The 15,080-nt window shown below is 44.9% G+C and carries 14 protein-coding genes; 9 read left to right on the top strand and 5 right to left on the bottom strand.

Going from position 1 to position 15,080, the window contains the following annotated elements:
• The first annotated feature begins 2 nt into the window (after positions 1-2).
• Positions 3-518 carry a hypothetical protein gene (locus HW45_RS13995; protein ID WP_038227531.1) on the top strand — a complete coding sequence of 172 codons (516 nt, stop codon included), beginning with the start codon at positions 3-5 and terminating at the stop codon, positions 516-518.
• An 83-nt stretch (positions 519-601) separates the two neighbouring features.
• On the opposite strand, the gene kdgR is transcribed toward HW45_RS13995, so the two are convergent.
• On the bottom strand, positions 602-1,384 hold the full coding sequence (gene kdgR / locus HW45_RS13990; RefSeq protein ID WP_038227528.1) for a DNA-binding transcriptional regulator KdgR: 783 nt from the start codon (positions 1,382-1,384) through the stop codon (positions 602-604).
• A gap of 259 nt (positions 1,385-1,643) precedes the next feature.
• On the opposite strand from kdgR, the gene kduD reads away from it, so the two are divergent.
• From kduD to HW45_RS13960, 6 genes are all read left to right on the top strand, one after another.
• Positions 1,644-2,405: a 2-dehydro-3-deoxy-D-gluconate 5-dehydrogenase KduD gene (kduD, locus tag HW45_RS13985; protein ID WP_038227527.1), complete on the top strand. Its 762-nt coding sequence runs from the start codon at positions 1,644-1,646 to the stop codon at positions 2,403-2,405.
• A gap of 17 nt (positions 2,406-2,422) precedes the next feature.
• Positions 2,423-2,935: a YgjV family protein gene (locus HW45_RS13980; RefSeq protein ID WP_038227525.1), complete on the top strand. Its 513-nt coding sequence runs from the start codon at positions 2,423-2,425 to the stop codon at positions 2,933-2,935.
• An 87-nt stretch (positions 2,936-3,022) separates the two neighbouring features.
• Positions 3,023-3,658 (top strand): RpiB/LacA/LacB family sugar-phosphate isomerase, encoded by a 636-nt coding sequence (locus HW45_RS13975; protein ID WP_038227524.1) that lies wholly within the window; start codon positions 3,023-3,025, stop codon positions 3,656-3,658.
• A 149-nt stretch (positions 3,659-3,807) separates the two neighbouring features.
• Positions 3,808-4,665: an alpha/beta hydrolase gene (locus tag HW45_RS13970; protein ID WP_051868079.1), complete on the top strand. Its 858-nt coding sequence runs from the start codon at positions 3,808-3,810 to the stop codon at positions 4,663-4,665.
• Positions 4,666-4,875: 210 nt separating this feature from the next.
• Positions 4,876-5,247: a hypothetical protein gene (locus HW45_RS13965; protein ID WP_006069858.1), complete on the top strand. Its 372-nt coding sequence runs from the start codon at positions 4,876-4,878 to the stop codon at positions 5,245-5,247.
• Between the two features lie 196 nt (positions 5,248-5,443).
• On the top strand, positions 5,444-6,391 hold the full coding sequence (locus HW45_RS13960) for a DMT family transporter (RefSeq protein ID WP_038227522.1): 948 nt from the start codon (positions 5,444-5,446) through the stop codon (positions 6,389-6,391).
• A 71-nt stretch (positions 6,392-6,462) separates the two neighbouring features.
• On the opposite strand, the gene HW45_RS13955 is transcribed toward HW45_RS13960, so the two are convergent.
• The 4 genes from HW45_RS13955 to HW45_RS13940 all read right to left on the bottom strand — a co-directional run bounded on the left by HW45_RS13955 (position 6,463) and on the right by HW45_RS13940 (position 10,478).
• A complete protein-coding gene (locus HW45_RS13955; RefSeq protein ID WP_006069860.1) occupies positions 6,463-8,217 on the bottom strand; it encodes a sodium:solute symporter family transporter in 1,755 nt (584 codons plus the stop codon).
• Between the two features lie 333 nt (positions 8,218-8,550).
• Positions 8,551-9,174 carry a bifunctional 4-hydroxy-2-oxoglutarate aldolase/2-dehydro-3-deoxy-phosphogluconate aldolase gene (locus HW45_RS13950; RefSeq protein WP_006069861.1) on the bottom strand — a complete coding sequence of 208 codons (624 nt, stop codon included), beginning with the start codon at positions 9,172-9,174 and terminating at the stop codon, positions 8,551-8,553.
• Positions 9,175-9,187: 13 nt separating this feature from the next.
• Positions 9,188-10,117: a sugar kinase gene (locus tag HW45_RS13945; protein ID WP_038227520.1), complete on the bottom strand. Its 930-nt coding sequence runs from the start codon at positions 10,115-10,117 to the stop codon at positions 9,188-9,190.
• Between the two features lie 25 nt (positions 10,118-10,142).
• The gene (locus HW45_RS13940) at positions 10,143-10,478 is read right to left on the bottom strand and encodes a cupin domain-containing protein (protein ID WP_031496039.1); all 336 of its coding nucleotides are present in this window, start codon (positions 10,476-10,478) and stop codon (positions 10,143-10,145) included.
• A gap of 306 nt (positions 10,479-10,784) precedes the next feature.
• Between HW45_RS13940 and HW45_RS13935 the strand changes: the two genes are divergently transcribed.
• Complete coding sequence (locus HW45_RS13935; protein WP_038227518.1) at positions 10,785-12,923, top strand: heparinase II/III domain-containing protein; 2,139 nt, start codon at positions 10,785-10,787, stop codon at positions 12,921-12,923.
• On the top strand, positions 12,924-15,074 hold the full coding sequence (locus tag HW45_RS13930; RefSeq protein ID WP_038227517.1) for a heparinase II/III domain-containing protein: 2,151 nt from the start codon (positions 12,924-12,926) through the stop codon (positions 15,072-15,074).
• The last annotated feature ends 6 nt before the right edge of the window (positions 15,075-15,080 follow it).

The following is a 15,080-nucleotide window of genomic DNA, read 5'->3' as shown; positions in this document are numbered from 1 at the left end:
CTATGAAAGTCGCACTTCCTCCCGCTTGGGTAATGGTTTCAGTTGGGTTAATTCTTAATATTACGGCCATCATTTTATCGAGTCAGGTGCTTGATAAAATGTCTGGGGAAGTCGCGATGCTTCAGGAGCGTAAAAACAGTAATCTATACTCCATCCAACTTGCCTGGAACCAAGTGGAAACATTGGAACGAAAGCGAGAAACTTTGCAGCTTCATCTCGCTCAATCTCAAACTATCACGCCAGAAATTTCTCAATTACTAAGAGGACAGCTCGCTCGATGGGTAAACGCTGATGTCCCAGAAATAGAGTTAGCTAACCTTTCTGAATTGATGCGTTTGATTAATAAAGCACAGCAAGGACAACGCAACATTATCGATGAACTATACTTGGATAACCTGTCGCTGACTGAAGCGATTCAATTTGTGGAAGAAGAAATGGCGTATTATAAGAATATCGCGCTGTTTTTGCAGATCTTTGGTTTAGCGTTGATTCTAGCTCGGGACTTGTCTGTTCGTTGATAGGGAAACGGGGTCCTTGATAACCTCCCATTCTTGAGTTTGATCTCAGGCTAGTTCCAACTTAGCCCGAGATTCCACGATAACTAGACAGGATAGTTGTGATAACCCAACTGTTCAGAAATGGTCCGTCCTGCATTGTGCAGGAGCATGATGTATTCTGCTTTTTTCTCTTCGTCGAAACGGATGATGGGGAAGGAGACAGAGACTGCAGCGATAGCATGGCCGAAACGGTCGTAAACTGGGACAGCGATGCAACGTAGTCCCGGCTCTTGCTCTTCGTTGTCTTCACCATAATGGCATTCACGAACGGTGTTCAGCTCTTCAATCAGTTGTTCTGTGTTCTCGTGAGTTTTGTCTGTGTGTTTGATGAATTCGACCGTGTCTAATATTACACGAACTTCTGCGTCAGAAAGGTGGGAAAGTAGCACTTTACCTATCGCTGTGCTGTAGAGTGGATTGCGGCGGCCTACCCGAGAATGCATACGTAAGTGATAGCTTGAATCTATTTTGTGTAAATAGATGATCGAACCATCGTCAATAGAACCCAAGTGAACCGTTTCATTAGTCACTTTATTAATCTCACGCATTTCTTTATCTGCAATATCAATAAGGTCGACAAACTCCAATGACTTCGAACCAAGTTCGAACATTTTAAGAGTAAGAGCATACTTATCTGCTTCTCCTTCCTGAGAAACGTAACCGAGCGTTTTCATGGTTTGTAGGAAACGATAGGTCGTCGCTTTTGACATCATGAGTCTTTGTGACAGTTCTGAAACGCCAATTTCCTTTTGCTCGCCCAAGGCTTGCAGAATATTGAACACTTTGAGTACCGAGGACACGGCTTCTGGCTGCGTGGACTTATCCATCTATCTTCCTTTGATTTTTTGTTGTGGGCGCGATTATAGCCTTGCAACCTTACCATGTCAGTAATTTCAAAAAGGCTTTTCATAAAAATCAGAACCGAATAGTGCGATTGCGTTCACAAACTTGCATAAGCTAAATATAAAAATGAAACAGCATTTCAAAAATAACTTTAATGTGATTCATTTTTTGTGTATGGTTAATTTAACAACAGTGAGAACTCTCTAAGGTTCGTCCTCGAATACATCTATGAAGGAATAAAAAATGATTCTTGATTCATTCAAATTAGACGGGAAAGTCGCAGTCGTAACTGGCTGTGATACTGGTTTGGGCCAAGGTATGGCATTGGGTCTGGCTAAAGCAGGTTGTGATATCGTCGGAGTGAATATTGTTGAGCCGACAGAAACCATTGCTCTTATGGAAGAAACGGGCCGTAAGTTTATCGACATTCGTGCTAACTTGATGAAGTTAGACGACATTCCAGGAATCGTAGACCGTGCAGTTACCGAATTAGGTCGAATTGATATCCTAGTTAACAACGCAGGTATCATCCGACGTAACGATGCTATCGATTTCTCAGAGCAAGACTGGGATGACGTGATGAATATCAACATCAAGTCGGTGTTTTTCATGTCTCAAGCAGTCGCTAAGCAGTTCATCGCTCAAGGCGAGGGCGGTAAGATTATCAATGTTGCCTCCATGCTTTCGTTCCAAGGTGGCATACGTGTTCCATCATATACCGCTTCAAAAAGTGGCGTTATGGGTGTAACGCGTTTGATGGCAAATGAGTGGGCCAAAGAAGGCATTAATGTTAACGCAATTGCACCTGGATATATGGCGACGAACAATACTGCGGCGCTACGTGCAGACGAAAAACGTAACGCAGAAATTCTAGAGCGCATTCCTGCAGACCGTTGGGGTACGCCAGAAGATCTAGCTGGTCCCTGTGTATTCTTAGCTTCACAAGCATCAGACTATATTAATGGTTATACCATTGCGGTTGATGGTGGATGGTTGGCACGCTAACCGAAGACAATTAGGTGATGGACGCGTACATTGTCGGGCAGATACTAGGGTTTGTAAGTTATGGTTTAGGTATTTCTACCTTTTACCAAAAAAACGACAAACGACTGAAGATTTTGATGCTGGCACTGAACGTTAATCACCTTATCCACTTTGTATTGTTGGGTTCGTTAACTTCTGCGTTAGCTGCTGCACTCTCTGCGGTCAGAACAACTGCTGCCATTTACACAAGTTCCAAAATCGTCGCTCTGATTTTCATTGCGTTGAGTCTTCTCTTAGGTAGTGTGATAGCCGAAAACTTATCGCAGCTTTGGCCAATTTTAGGGGCGGCAATTGGTACGTATTCGCTGTTTATGCTTCAGGGCATTGCGATGCGAATCGGTTTTTTATTAGGTGCAGTGTGCTGGTTAACAAACAATATTATGGTGGGTTCAATTGGCGGCGTCCTGCTCGAAGCTACGCTTCTATTAACAAATTTATTGACCATTTTTAGATTAGCTCGCGATGGTCAGCGCACGGTTCAAGATGTTTGAGCCGTAGCATGGCTAACGTATTGGTCGACAACACAGTTATTTAGTTTTAGGAAAATTCGCGGTTAGTAAGGCCGTTGGGGAAAGAACATGAAAATTGCACTGATGATGGAAAATAGCCAAGCACCGAAAAATGCTATGGTAGCGGCTGAATTAAATACAGTAGCGGGCGGTTTAGGCCACGACGTATTTAACGTAGGTATGATGGATGAAAATGACCATCACCTTACCTATATTCACCTTGGTATTATGGCGAGCATTCTACTGAATTCAAAAGCGGTGGACTTTGTCGTGACTGGCTGTGGCACAGGACAAGGCGCGATGATGGCAAGCAACCTTCACCCAGGAGTAGTATGTGGCTACTGCCTAGAGCCATCTGATGCATTCCTTTTCAATCAAATTAACAACGGTAATGCGATTTCACTGGCGTTTGCGAAAGGCTTTGGTTGGGCCGGTGAACTGAATGTACGTTATATCTTTGAAAAGGCCTTCACTGGTAATCGCGGCGAAGGTTACCCTATTGAGCGTGCAGAACCTCAACAGAAAAATGCTGCGATTTTGTCAGAAGTAAAAGCTGCCGTTTGCAAAGATGTTGTGGTGTCACTGCAGGCCATTGACCAAGAGTTAGTGAAAACGGCGGTCGGTAGTGCTCAGTTTCAGGAATGCTTTTTCTCCAACTGCCAAGAACCGGAACTGGCAGAGTATGTACGCACACTTATCGATTAATATACTGTGCATTGAAGTTTTAAAAGCCGACGTTTGGTCGGCTTTTTTGTACTGAGAAGCGGCTCATTGTTTACACAATAAACGCTTGTCGACATTTAAGAAGCGTTTTACTTTGGTATTTAACTTAAAGAGTAATAACGAGTAATTTGATGCAATCTATTTATTCGCTTTCGGAGTTATTCCCAGCAGTAACAGTCCATTCCCTTGAGCAAGGTGATGGATTTTCGGAACGCTCTCCAATGAAAGTAAACGATTCGCAAACTCCGCTCCGCTATCCCCATCGGCTCATTTCCGATATATGCTCCCCTGAACTGCTTGAATTTCCGCCTGAGCGAAGCAATGGTCACGCTATTCTCATTATCCCTGGTGGAGGCTATCAAATTGTATCGATTGATAACGAAGGCGTAGAGGTGGCAAAGTGCCTTAGCGAAATGGGTTATCATGCGTTCTGTTTAAATTATCGACTGCCTATTAAAAACAATGGCTCTGACATAGAAAAGCTTGCGCCCATCGTCGATGCAAGAGCAGCATTGACTTTGATTCGCCAGCTAGTCCCCATGGCAAGGGTAGGTATCATGGGCTTTTCCGCAGGTGGTCATTTAGCCGGATGGTTAAGTACCGATACGCTTTCTAACCGACCAGACTTCACTTGTTTAATGTATCCTGTGGTATCGATGACCTCTGGTGTCGCTCATTTGGGTTCTTATGAGAATGTCGTTAAGGCCTTAAACGATGCGCAGCAAATAAGTTTGTTGTCTATTGATGAGCGTATTTCCCCAGATGTTGCCCCGATGCTCATTATGCACGCTAAAGACGATGATGTTGTTGTAGCTGAACATAGCCTTAAGCTGCACAATGCACTAGTGGCAGCATCTGTGTCTAGTGAACTCACATTATTTGAGCGAGGTGGACATGGGTTTGGCGTCTATGTCCGAGAAGGAAGTGATGCCGACGATTGGCTACGACGTTTTGATGATTGGGTACGCAAGTTGGATTATTGTCAGTAATGATGCACGAGAGCGATGTTGCAAGTTAACGTTATTTCTACAAAGTAGCGTTATTCACACAAAGGTATCGTTGCGCTAATACAGGTCACCAAATTCGCGTAAAAAAATGTAAAGTCGTCTCAAAGGCTATTGTGTGTTGCAACTTGGATAGGTATCTTCAGACTCAGAATTTTTAAGTGTTTTTTCTACTTACTTGAATGAGACGTTGTGATGCTCGCTAAAAGCGTATCTACAATCTGTAGCTTGCTCGCGATCCTGGTAATACTCGTATTATCCAGTGGTGCTGTGCGTGCAGATGTCTCGTCACCGCAATCAACACTGAGCATGGCGCAAGTCATGCATGTGAAGTTCTGCGGTATCACCTCCGATACATTGCAAACTGAGGACTCAGGCTGTTGTGAGCCTGGAGGAACCTGCTTCGAAAAGCAGTGTTGTTCCCATGGTCACGCATCAGGCTCTGCTTTAGTTGAGACGCCACAAGATTCTCGCCTTGCTCCGTATCGTTATGAACTCACACAAAGACTGGCTAGTCTTTATACGAGCGCAGATATGCACTCGCTCTACCGACCTCCCATCGCCTAGTTCCTGTCTTACAGCGCTTCGCTGTTAACAATTTTATTGCGTGATTACTCACGCGGACTTGTTGTGCGTGCAAATAAAGCTATTTGCACCATCCTGTGATGGGAATAAAAAATGAAAACTAAATCCAAAGCTTGTGGCAAGCTCAATGCCACGCCTCTGTGCTATCTCATTCGTTGTAGTAAATTAGGAGGTTGTGATGTCGCATAAACAGCTACCTATTTTACTGTTTGTCTCAGTGTGCCTTATTTGGGGAACGACGTGGTTTGCAATGGAGGTGGCCGTTGAGACTATTCCACCAATTTTCGCAACGGGCATGCGTTTTCTCATCGCTGCGCCTCTATTGGTGATGCTGGCGAAATACCTAAAACAACCGTTATTCTTTCCTAAAGGAAAGCGAGCGTGGATGTATGTGGTCGCAATTTTCTACTTTGCGATTCCGTTTACGTTGATGATATTTGGCGAGCAATATATTTCCTCTGGGTTGGCTTCGATTATCTTCGCCAACATGCCAATTGCGGTGATGGTTATGTCGAGCTTGTTTCTTGGTTTACGCCTGCGAAAAGTTCAAATCGCAGGACTGCTAGTTGCGGTGTTAAGCCTCATTCTGATTCTGGCGACAGAGATGAAATTGGGAGGCAAAAACTACTTGGTTGGCTTTGCTGCCCTAGGTGGTGCGGTAGCGATTCATGCAGTTATGTATGTGTTTGTGGAACGGTTTTGCAAAGGCACGCCAGTGCTTACCTATAATGCGGTACCAAGCTTTCTTGCGTCATTGTTTTTGTTGTTCACTTCTTGGGTGATTGAGCAACCAGACATAAGCCTGTTCACATTGGACTCGATGACAGCGGTGTTGTACCTAGGGTTATTTGCCAGTGTCGGCGGCATTGTGGCGTATTTCAAATTGGGCCAGGTGTCTACGCCGTTTACTGCTTCGATCTGTTTTCTGTTCTTTCCGCTTATCGCATTGAGTATTTCTACATGGATTGCTGGGAACTCGATCTCGTTAGTATCTGTGGGTCTACTTTTACCTTTGCTTGGTGGGATTTTTGTCACCAAAGCCGAACCTGAGTTTTGGTTAAAGTATCAGCGAACAACACCGAAACCACAGTTGTGTGAAGTGTGTATGAAGGAAATGATGGACTAAGTTTCACTAACGTTTAGCAAAAAAAAGCCGCCCAGAGAAGACTCTGCGCGGCTTTCTGTTGAGTTCAATGATTAGCTCGCAATTTGCGCTTTTTTCGTTGAACCAGATTTAGATGCGTTAACCAATAGGATTCCCACAGTCAGTACCATTGAACCGCATAGTAGGAACAATAGGCGTCCTGTTGGTTCATTTGGAATTAGAGCCATAGCAAGGATACCGAAACCAGCCACACTGATAAGTTTACCTAGCATTGAACGCTGTTTAGTATCTAGATTTTGCTGCTCTTCACCTTCTGCAACAATCGGGGTATTCCAGTTGGTAAATAATTGTTCTACTTCTTTCTCACGCTCAGGCGATAGTCCTCGGTAGAATTTAGTCGTTAGGATGAAGAAGCCACCAGTGAACACAACGTGTGCTGCTAAACTTAATCCAACTTTAAGATCTCCCCACTCACGACCTGTTAGAGCTTGCTCCAAACCGAATAGGTGCTCGATGTCTTCTGCTTGTAGTGAGATACCGAAGATGTAAGAAACGAAGCCACCGACGATAAGTGTTGCCCAACCAGCCCAATCTGGCGTTTTGCGAATCCACATACCAAGTAGCACAGGGATAAGCATTGGGAAGCCGATAAGCGCTCCAACGTTCAATACGATGTCGAATAGGCTCAGGTGACGCAACGAGTTAATAAACAAACCGATACCTATGATGATAAAGCCCATCATGATAGTGGTAAGTTTACTTACTATAACTAGCTCTTTTTGAGACGCGTGAGGGCGAACAATAGGGCTGTAGAAGTTCATCACAAAGATACCAGCATTACGGTTTAGACCAGAGTCCATCGAAGACATAGTCGCCGCGAACATAGCTGACATAAGTAGACCCACCATGCCTGCTGGCATTACGTTCTGCACAAATGCTAGGTATGCCGCGTCACCGCCTACTGAACCATATTGCTCAGCAAAGTCAGGCATAAATGCTGCTACGTACCATGGTGGTAGGAACCAAATTAGTGGGCCAACGACCATTAGGATACAGGCTAGACCAGCCGCTTTACGCGCGTTCTCACTGTCTTTAGCACATAGGTAACGGTAAGCGTTGATGCTGTTGTTCATAACACCGAACTGTTTAACGAAGATGAACACTACCCAAAGGATAAAGATGCTCACGTAGTTCAGGTTATTACCCATCATGAAGTCGCCTTGGAAATTATCTACGATATTTCCTAGACCACCACCGTGGAAGTACGCTGCAACTGCACAGGTGATTGTCACAGCCATGATGACCAACATCTGCATGAAGTCAGACGCTACGACCGCCCATGAACCACCTGTTACTGCCATTAGCATCAGTACTAGACCAGTAACAACGATTGTTGCTTCCATTGGGATGTTGAATACAGCTGCCACGAAGATTGCTAGACCGTTCAACCAAATACCGGCTGAGATCAAGCTGTCTGGCATACCAGCCCAAGTGAAGAACTGCTCTGAAGTTTTACCGAAGCGTTGACGAATCGCTTCAATTGCCGTTACTACTCGTAACTGACGGAATTTTGGTGCGAAGTAGAGGTAGTTCATGAAGTAGCCAAATGCATTGGCTAAGAATAGGATTACAACAACGAAACCGTCGTTGAACGCGCGTCCTGCGGCACCTGTAAACGTCCATGCTGAAAACTGTGTCATGAAAGCGGTAGCACCTACCATCCACCATAACATCTTACCGCCACCTCTAAAGTAATCACTGGTCGACGTGGTGAATTTACGGAACATCCAACCGATAGCGATCAGGAAAAAGAAGTAGGCGAGTACTACAAGAGTATCAATAGTCATGTTTCAGCCTTATATCATTCATACTGACGATTATAGTAAATAATCCTCTTGTAGTTTTGTATTACAATAAGCTTAAAGTGTGATGGGAGACGCATCTTTATTTTGTGTGGAAAACGATACATAAATCCTCACAAATTAACTCTAATACAAATCAACGAGTTATGAACGAGTTATATTTGAATTTGCTTTGCCTATTGTGCGGTTGTTACGCCTATGCTTTTTCAAACGGTGAAGACTTCAAGTGAAAGTGGGCAGATATGCACTTATTGTGGGACAAAAAAAGCGAGCCAATGGCTCGCTAATTCCCGAATTAAACTGCAAGGTCAATACGGATTAGTTTACGTGTGCAACTGCATCTTTAACCAGTTGACCGAGTTCTTCCCAGCGACCTTCGTCTATTAGGTTGGTAGGAACCATCCATGTACCGCCACAAGCCAATACTGACTTGATAGACAGATAGTCGTCGACGTTCTTTAGGCTTACACCGCCTGTAGGCATGAATTTTACTGGGTAAACCGCCGTAAGTGCTTTTAGCATGTTTACGCCACCTGAAGGTTCTGCAGGGAAAAACTTAAGTGTACGTAAGCCCATCTCCATTGCTTGTTCAACAAGGCTTGGGTTATTTACGCCCGGTACAATTGGTACGTTTTTATCCAAACAATATTGGACTGTTCGTGGGTTAAAGCCAGGACTTACGATGAAATCAACACCCGCTTCAATTGCTTGGTCAACCTGCGCGTTAGTCAGCACAGTACCTGCGCCGATAAGCATTTCAGGGAACTCTTTACGCATTACAGCGATAGCTTCAGCTGCACACTCAGTGCGGAACGTAATCTCAGCGCATGGCATACCGTTGTCAACCAACGCTTTGCCTAGTGGAATAGCGTCTTCAACTTTGTTGATGGCAATTACTGGAATTACTTTCAAGCTTGCTAGCTGTTCGTTTAATGTCGTCATTTTATTTGTCCTACTAATCAAGAGTTGGTGTTGCGTTCTTGGGAATAATGGCACCGCGATGCTGAATAACCGTACCTGCGACTTTGTGACCCATTGCGGCTGACTTTAGAGCATCGCCGCCAGTTAGGCGTTTCGCTAGGTAACCTGCGCTAAACGAGTCGCCAGCTGCAGTGGTGTCGATAATATTGTCAACTGGTTTAGGTGCGACGTAATTAGCCTGATCGTTCACAATAACCAAACAATCTTTTGCACCTCGCTTAATAGCAATCTCTGAGACGCCAGCTTCGCTTGTGCGTTCAATACATTGCTCAACAAACATGTCACCAAACAAGGCCTGTTCATCTTCAAATGTTAACAAGGCAGTATCGGTATAGCTAAGCATCGCTTTGTAAGTATTGATTGCTGTGAGCTGATCTGCCCACAATTTCGGGCGGAAGTTGTTGTCAAAGAAGACATGCCCGCCTTTTTCTTTAAATGCTTTTAGGAAGCCGAACAACTTATCGCGTCCTGAATCAGTCAGGATCGCAAGGGTAATACCACTTAAGTAAACCGCATCGTAACCTAATAAGGTGTCGATGAGTTGTTCTGATTCTTGTTGGTCGAAAACGAATTTGGCCGCTGCATCATTTCGCCAATAAAAGAAGGTACGCTCACCAGTTTCATCGGTTTCAATGTGGTATAGGCCTGGCATTTTGTCATTAAGGCGCAGAATTAAGCTTGTATCGATACCTTCTTGATTCCAGCTCTCTATCATCTCAGCAGAGAACGGATCGTTACCTAGTGCTGTAATGTAACTTACTTTAATGTCGTGAGCATGAGTTAGCCGAGATAGATATAGTGCAGTATTGAGCGTATCACCGCCAAAGGCTTGTTTTAAAAGGTCACCTTTGCGCTGTAGTTCTACCATGCATTCGCCGATGATGGCGATTTTGTATTGGTTCATTGTGTGCGATCCCACTTTGGAGTGATTAACTTAAAAAGTCTTCACGTGAAGGAGAAAAAATATCGAGTAGAACACTATCTTGTTCTAGTGCGGTGGTGCCATGGTCAAGAAGCTTTTTCACCATAAATGCATCACCCGCCTTTAACTCACGCTTTTGCCCATCGACGATAGCTTCAAAACGGCCACTAACGACATAAACAATCTGATCGTGTATTTCATGCCTATGTATCGTACCGCTTGCTCCTTTGTCGTAACAAAGATGCATCGCCATCAGATCATCGGTAAAGCCGACAATCTTACGTTTGATGCCTTGACTCACCTGTTCCCACGGGTGTTCATCAGCAGAGAAAAAACGGTGCACTAACTGCCTCCTAGACCAAGTTAATGTCTACTCTTAAATTCGTTGACGTCATAATAAGCAGATTTGTTAATTTGTAATACAATAAGCTTACTGCAATGTGATCTTGATCTGTTTTATTATTAAAACGCCGTTTTAATAATGTGTAATTTACCAGTTTGTGCCCGTAAATAGTAGTGTTCATATCGCACATCCTTGGTTAAATGTGACTAATGTCCACTTTTGTCTGATTTCTTGTATGACAATAATGCATATTGTATTACTTTATATGGGTCGGATTTATAGATTCAATAGATTTTGAGGGTGAAAATGTCCACATTGGTTCAACCCATACTGTTAAACGAAGACGAAATAGAGCAATTACGAAGAGAGCTCGGTCGCGATACCTTAATGGGTAAAGCGATTGCAAAAGCCATCAAAGATGTTGAAGCATTCATGAAGCTTCCTCTTGAAGTACCAGGTCATGGTGAAGCGGGTGGTTACGAGCACAACCGCCACAAGCAAAACTATACCTACATGAACCTAGCGGGTCGTATGTTCCTTATTACGGGTGATGATCGTTACGCTAAGTTTGTGCGTGATCTACTGGCAATGTACGCAGACCTATATCTCACCTTCGATTTTCATGTTCAAAAGAACACCAACCCAACAGGGCGTCTGTTCCACCAAATTCTAAACGAACACGTATGGCTAATGTTTACTAGCCTTGCTTACTCATGTGTTGCTGCAACCATGAGTGAAGAAGAGCGCCAAAACGTGGTTGACCGTCTGTTTAACCCAATGCTGGACATGTTCACGGTGAAATACGGCCATGATTTCGATCGTATTCATAACCACGGTGTTTGGGCAGTAGCGGCCGTTGGTATTTGTGGTCTAGCGGTTAACCGTCGTGAGTTCCTAGAGAAATCAGTTTTTGGTCTTGAGAACAACGGCACGGGCGGTTTCCTAGCGCAGATCACTCAACTGTTCGCTCCGTCGGGTTACTACATTGAAGGTCCTTACTACCACCGCTATGCGATTCGTCCACTGTGTGTGTGTGCTGAGGTACTTCATCGTCATATGCCAGAACTCGACATCTTCAACTACAAAGATGGTGTGATTGGTAATACGGCTGAAGCCATGCTTGCAACGGCCTACCCGAATGGTCAGTTCCCAGCACTTAACGATGCATCTCGCACGATGAGCATCAATGATGCGGGTGTACAGGTCGCAGTAAGTCAGTACGCCAAGCACTATGGTATCAACGATAACCTACTCGGTATGGCGAAGATCCAAGACTCTGTGTGGGTGCATGGCTGTGGTCTAGAGCTATCACAAGCGTTTGAAAAAGCGACGGATGTGGGTCTTCCATTCTGGCCAAGCGTTGAGCTAAACGAAGGACCAAATGGTGACCGCGGTGCGCAAGGCTTTATGCGCGTGCAAGACAAGAATAAAGACGTATTCCAGCTAGTGATGAACTATGGTCAGCACGGCATGGGACATGGCAACTTTGATACGTTGGGTATTTCTTACTTCAACCGAGGTAAAGAAGTGCTTCGTGAATACGGCTTTGGCCGCTGGGTAAACGTTGAACCTAAGTTTGGTGGACGCTACCTAGACGAGAACAAAACTTATGCTCGTCAGACGATTGCTCACAACGCAGTGACGGTTGACGAAACGTGCCAAAACTACTTTGACGTAGAACGCGCAGACAGCGTACACGGTCTGCCACACTTCTTTGCAGCAGACAACGAGCAGATCGTTGGTATGAGTGCATTTGCTAATGAGCACTACGATGGTGTTCAGCAGCAGCGCAGCGTGTTCATGTTTAAACATGATGATCTTGAAGCGCCATTACTCATCGATCTATTCCGCCTAACAGGCGAAGGCGAGCACCAGTACGATTACTCGCATCAGTTTGATGGTCAGGTGATCCGCACAAACTTTGAATACCAGGCACATAAAGAGCTTAACGTATTGAGCGAAGAGCTTGGCTATCGCCACCTTTGGAATGTAGCACAAGGCGAAGCAAACGAGACGGCGCTAGTCAGCTGGCTACAAGAAGACAGCTACTATACTTGGCTAGGTACCAGCTCGAATGACAATGGCGAGATTATCTTCACTCGCACGGGCGCCAATGACCCAAGCTTTAACCTACGTAGTGAGCAAAGCTTTATTCTTCGCACTAAGGGTGAAGACACTCTATTCGCATCGGTAATTGAGACACACGGTTACTTCAACGAAGAGTTTGAGCAATCGGTCAGTGCCCGTGGCAGCGTTAAAAATATTCAAGTTGTTGGTCACAACGCGCAAGCGTCAGTGGTAGAGATTGAGACGGAAACCTCTCGCTTTACGCTAATGGTGAGCAACAACCCACAAGTTACTAAAGATACAACCAACAATGCTGAGATCGCAGGCAAAACCTACTCTTGGGTTGGCTGTTTCGCGATTGAGCAGGAGACACTATAAATGAGCTATCAACCACTACTATTGAACTTTGAGGAAGCAGCGGAGCTGCGCAAAGATCTAGGTAAGGAAACCTTGCTAGGTAAGAAACTAGCGCGTGATATTGCTCAAGTGAATGACTACATGGCTGAAGTGGGCATTGAAGTCCCTGGCCACGGTGAAGGCGGCGGTTACGAGCATAACCGTCATAAGCAAAACTATATTCATATCGACTTAGCTGGTCGTTTGTTCCTTATCACTGAGGAAACTAAATACCGTGACTACATCGTAGAGATGCTAACCGCGTACGCGAATGTTTATCCAACACTGGAAAGCAACGTTAGCCGTGATACTAACCCACCGGGTAAAATCTTCCACCAAACGCTAAACGAAAACATGTGGATGCTTTACGCGTCTTGCGCATACAGCTGCGTGTACCACACGCTTTCGGATGAGCAAAAGCAACACATCGAAACAGACCTATTCAAACAGATGATCGACCTTTTCGTTGTGACTTATGGTCACGACTTCGACATCGTCCACAACCACGGTCTGTGGGCAGTAGCCGCTGTGGGTATTTGTGGCTATGCGATCAACGATCAACAGTCTGTTGATAAAGCGCTTTACGGTCTGAAGCTTGACAAAGTAAGCGGCGGTTTCCTTGCTCAGCTAGACCAACTGTTCTCGCCAGACGGCTACTATATGGAAGGTCCTTACTACCACCGCTTCTCGCTGCGTCCAATCTATCTGTTCGCAGAAGCGATTGAGCGTCGTCAACCAGAGATCGGTATCTATGAGTTTAACGACTCAGTGATCAAGACGACTTCTTACGCGGTATTCTCTACAGCTTTCCCAGACGGCACGCTACCGGCACTAAACGATTCGTCGAAAACCATCAGCATTAATGATGAAGGCGTTATTATGGCGACAAGCGTGTGCTACCACCGCTATGAGCAAAGCGAAACGCTGCTTAGCATGGCAAACCACCAACAAGATGTTTGGGTTCAATCAGCAGGTAAAACACTGTCTGACGCAGTCGATGCCGCGGATGAAATCAAACCGTTTAACTGGGGTAGCCTGTTTGTTACTGACGGCCCTAAAGGTGAGAAAGGTGGACTTACTATTCTCCGTCATCGCGATGCTCAAGACGATGATACGATGGCTCTTCTATGGTTTGGTCAACACGGCTCTGATCACCAGTATCACTCTGCTCTTGACCACGGTCATTACGATGGGCTTCATTTAAGCGTATTTAATCGTGGACAAGAAGTTCTGCACGATTATGGTTTCGGTCGTTGGGTAAACGTAGAGCCTAAGTTTGGTGGTCGATATATCCCTGAGAACAAGTCGTACTGTAAGCAGACGGCCGCGCATAACACAGTAACAGTTGATCAAAGAACGCAAAACAACTTCGACACGGCAACCGCGGAGTCTCGTTTTGGCTCGAAGCAGTTCTTTAAAGCTGATGATGCAAAACTGCAAGGTATGAGCGGTAAAATCAGCGAGTACTATGAAGGCGTGGATATGCAGCGTTCAGTGCTACTGGCTGACATAGAAGAATTCGAGAAACCATTGGTTATTGACGTTTACCGTATCAAAGCGGACAAAGAGCACTCTTACGATCTCCCCGTTCACTTTTCTGGTCAAATCATTCGTACCGACTTTGAATACAACACAGAATCTACATTGCGCCCAATGGGTGAAAACTTTGGTTATCAGCATCTATGGAACTTAGCTAGTGGTAACGTTGAAGGTAGCTCTCTTGTATCTTGGTTACACGGCAACAGCTACTACAGCTTGATAACAAGTGCAGTAGCAGATTCAAAAGTGTACTTTGCGCGCCTAGGTGCTAACGATCCAGATTTCAATCTACGCAGCGAGCCTGCACTTATCTTGCGTCAATCTGGTCAGAATCATGTATTTGCTTCTGTACTTGAAACTCATGGTTATTTTAACGAAGAGTTTGAGGCTTCAGTGGGAGCCCGTGGTCTTGTCGAAGCGGTGACAACGTTGGCTGATAATGACGATGCGACTGTCATTGAAGTGACAACCACAACAGGTAATGCATATCGATTTGCCATCAGTAACCGCGAAGCGGGGCAACAAGAGTTATTACATGAAATGACGATTGGCGACGAAAGCGTGAGTTTTACTGGCTCGTTTGCTCAACTCTAACTCTAT

Source organism: Vibrio sp. ER1A, assembly GCF_000733315.1.
In the GTDB taxonomy this organism is placed as follows: Bacteria; Pseudomonadota; Gammaproteobacteria; order Enterobacterales; family Vibrionaceae; genus Vibrio; species Vibrio mediterranei.
This window is presented reverse-complemented; position numbering and strand designations above follow the sequence as displayed.

Bases quoted from the DNA above. Each gene is read 5' to 3' on its own strand.
- HW45_RS13995 (WP_038227531.1), top strand. From the start codon at position 3: ATGAAAGTCGCACTTCCTCCCGCTTGGGTAATGGTTTCAGTTGGGTTA.
- kdgR (WP_038227528.1), bottom strand. From the start codon at position 1,384: ATGGATAAGTCCACGCAGCCAGAAGCCGTGTCCTCGGTACTCAAAGTG.
- kduD (WP_038227527.1), top strand. From the start codon at position 1,644: ATGATTCTTGATTCATTCAAATTAGACGGGAAAGTCGCAGTCGTAACT.
- HW45_RS13980 (WP_038227525.1), top strand. From the start codon at position 2,423: ATGGACGCGTACATTGTCGGGCAGATACTAGGGTTTGTAAGTTATGGT.
- HW45_RS13975 (WP_038227524.1), top strand. From the start codon at position 3,023: ATGAAAATTGCACTGATGATGGAAAATAGCCAAGCACCGAAAAATGCT.
- HW45_RS13970 (WP_051868079.1), top strand. From the start codon at position 3,808: ATGCAATCTATTTATTCGCTTTCGGAGTTATTCCCAGCAGTAACAGTC.
- HW45_RS13965 (WP_006069858.1), top strand. From the start codon at position 4,876: ATGCTCGCTAAAAGCGTATCTACAATCTGTAGCTTGCTCGCGATCCTG.
- HW45_RS13960 (WP_038227522.1), top strand. From the start codon at position 5,444: ATGTCGCATAAACAGCTACCTATTTTACTGTTTGTCTCAGTGTGCCTT.
- HW45_RS13955 (WP_006069860.1), bottom strand. From the start codon at position 8,217: ATGACTATTGATACTCTTGTAGTACTCGCCTACTTCTTTTTCCTGATC.
- HW45_RS13950 (WP_006069861.1), bottom strand. From the start codon at position 9,174: ATGACGACATTAAACGAACAGCTAGCAAGCTTGAAAGTAATTCCAGTA.
- HW45_RS13945 (WP_038227520.1), bottom strand. From the start codon at position 10,117: ATGAACCAATACAAAATCGCCATCATCGGCGAATGCATGGTAGAACTA.
- HW45_RS13935 (WP_038227518.1), top strand. From the start codon at position 10,785: ATGTCCACATTGGTTCAACCCATACTGTTAAACGAAGACGAAATAGAG.
- HW45_RS13930 (WP_038227517.1), top strand. From the start codon at position 12,924: ATGAGCTATCAACCACTACTATTGAACTTTGAGGAAGCAGCGGAGCTG.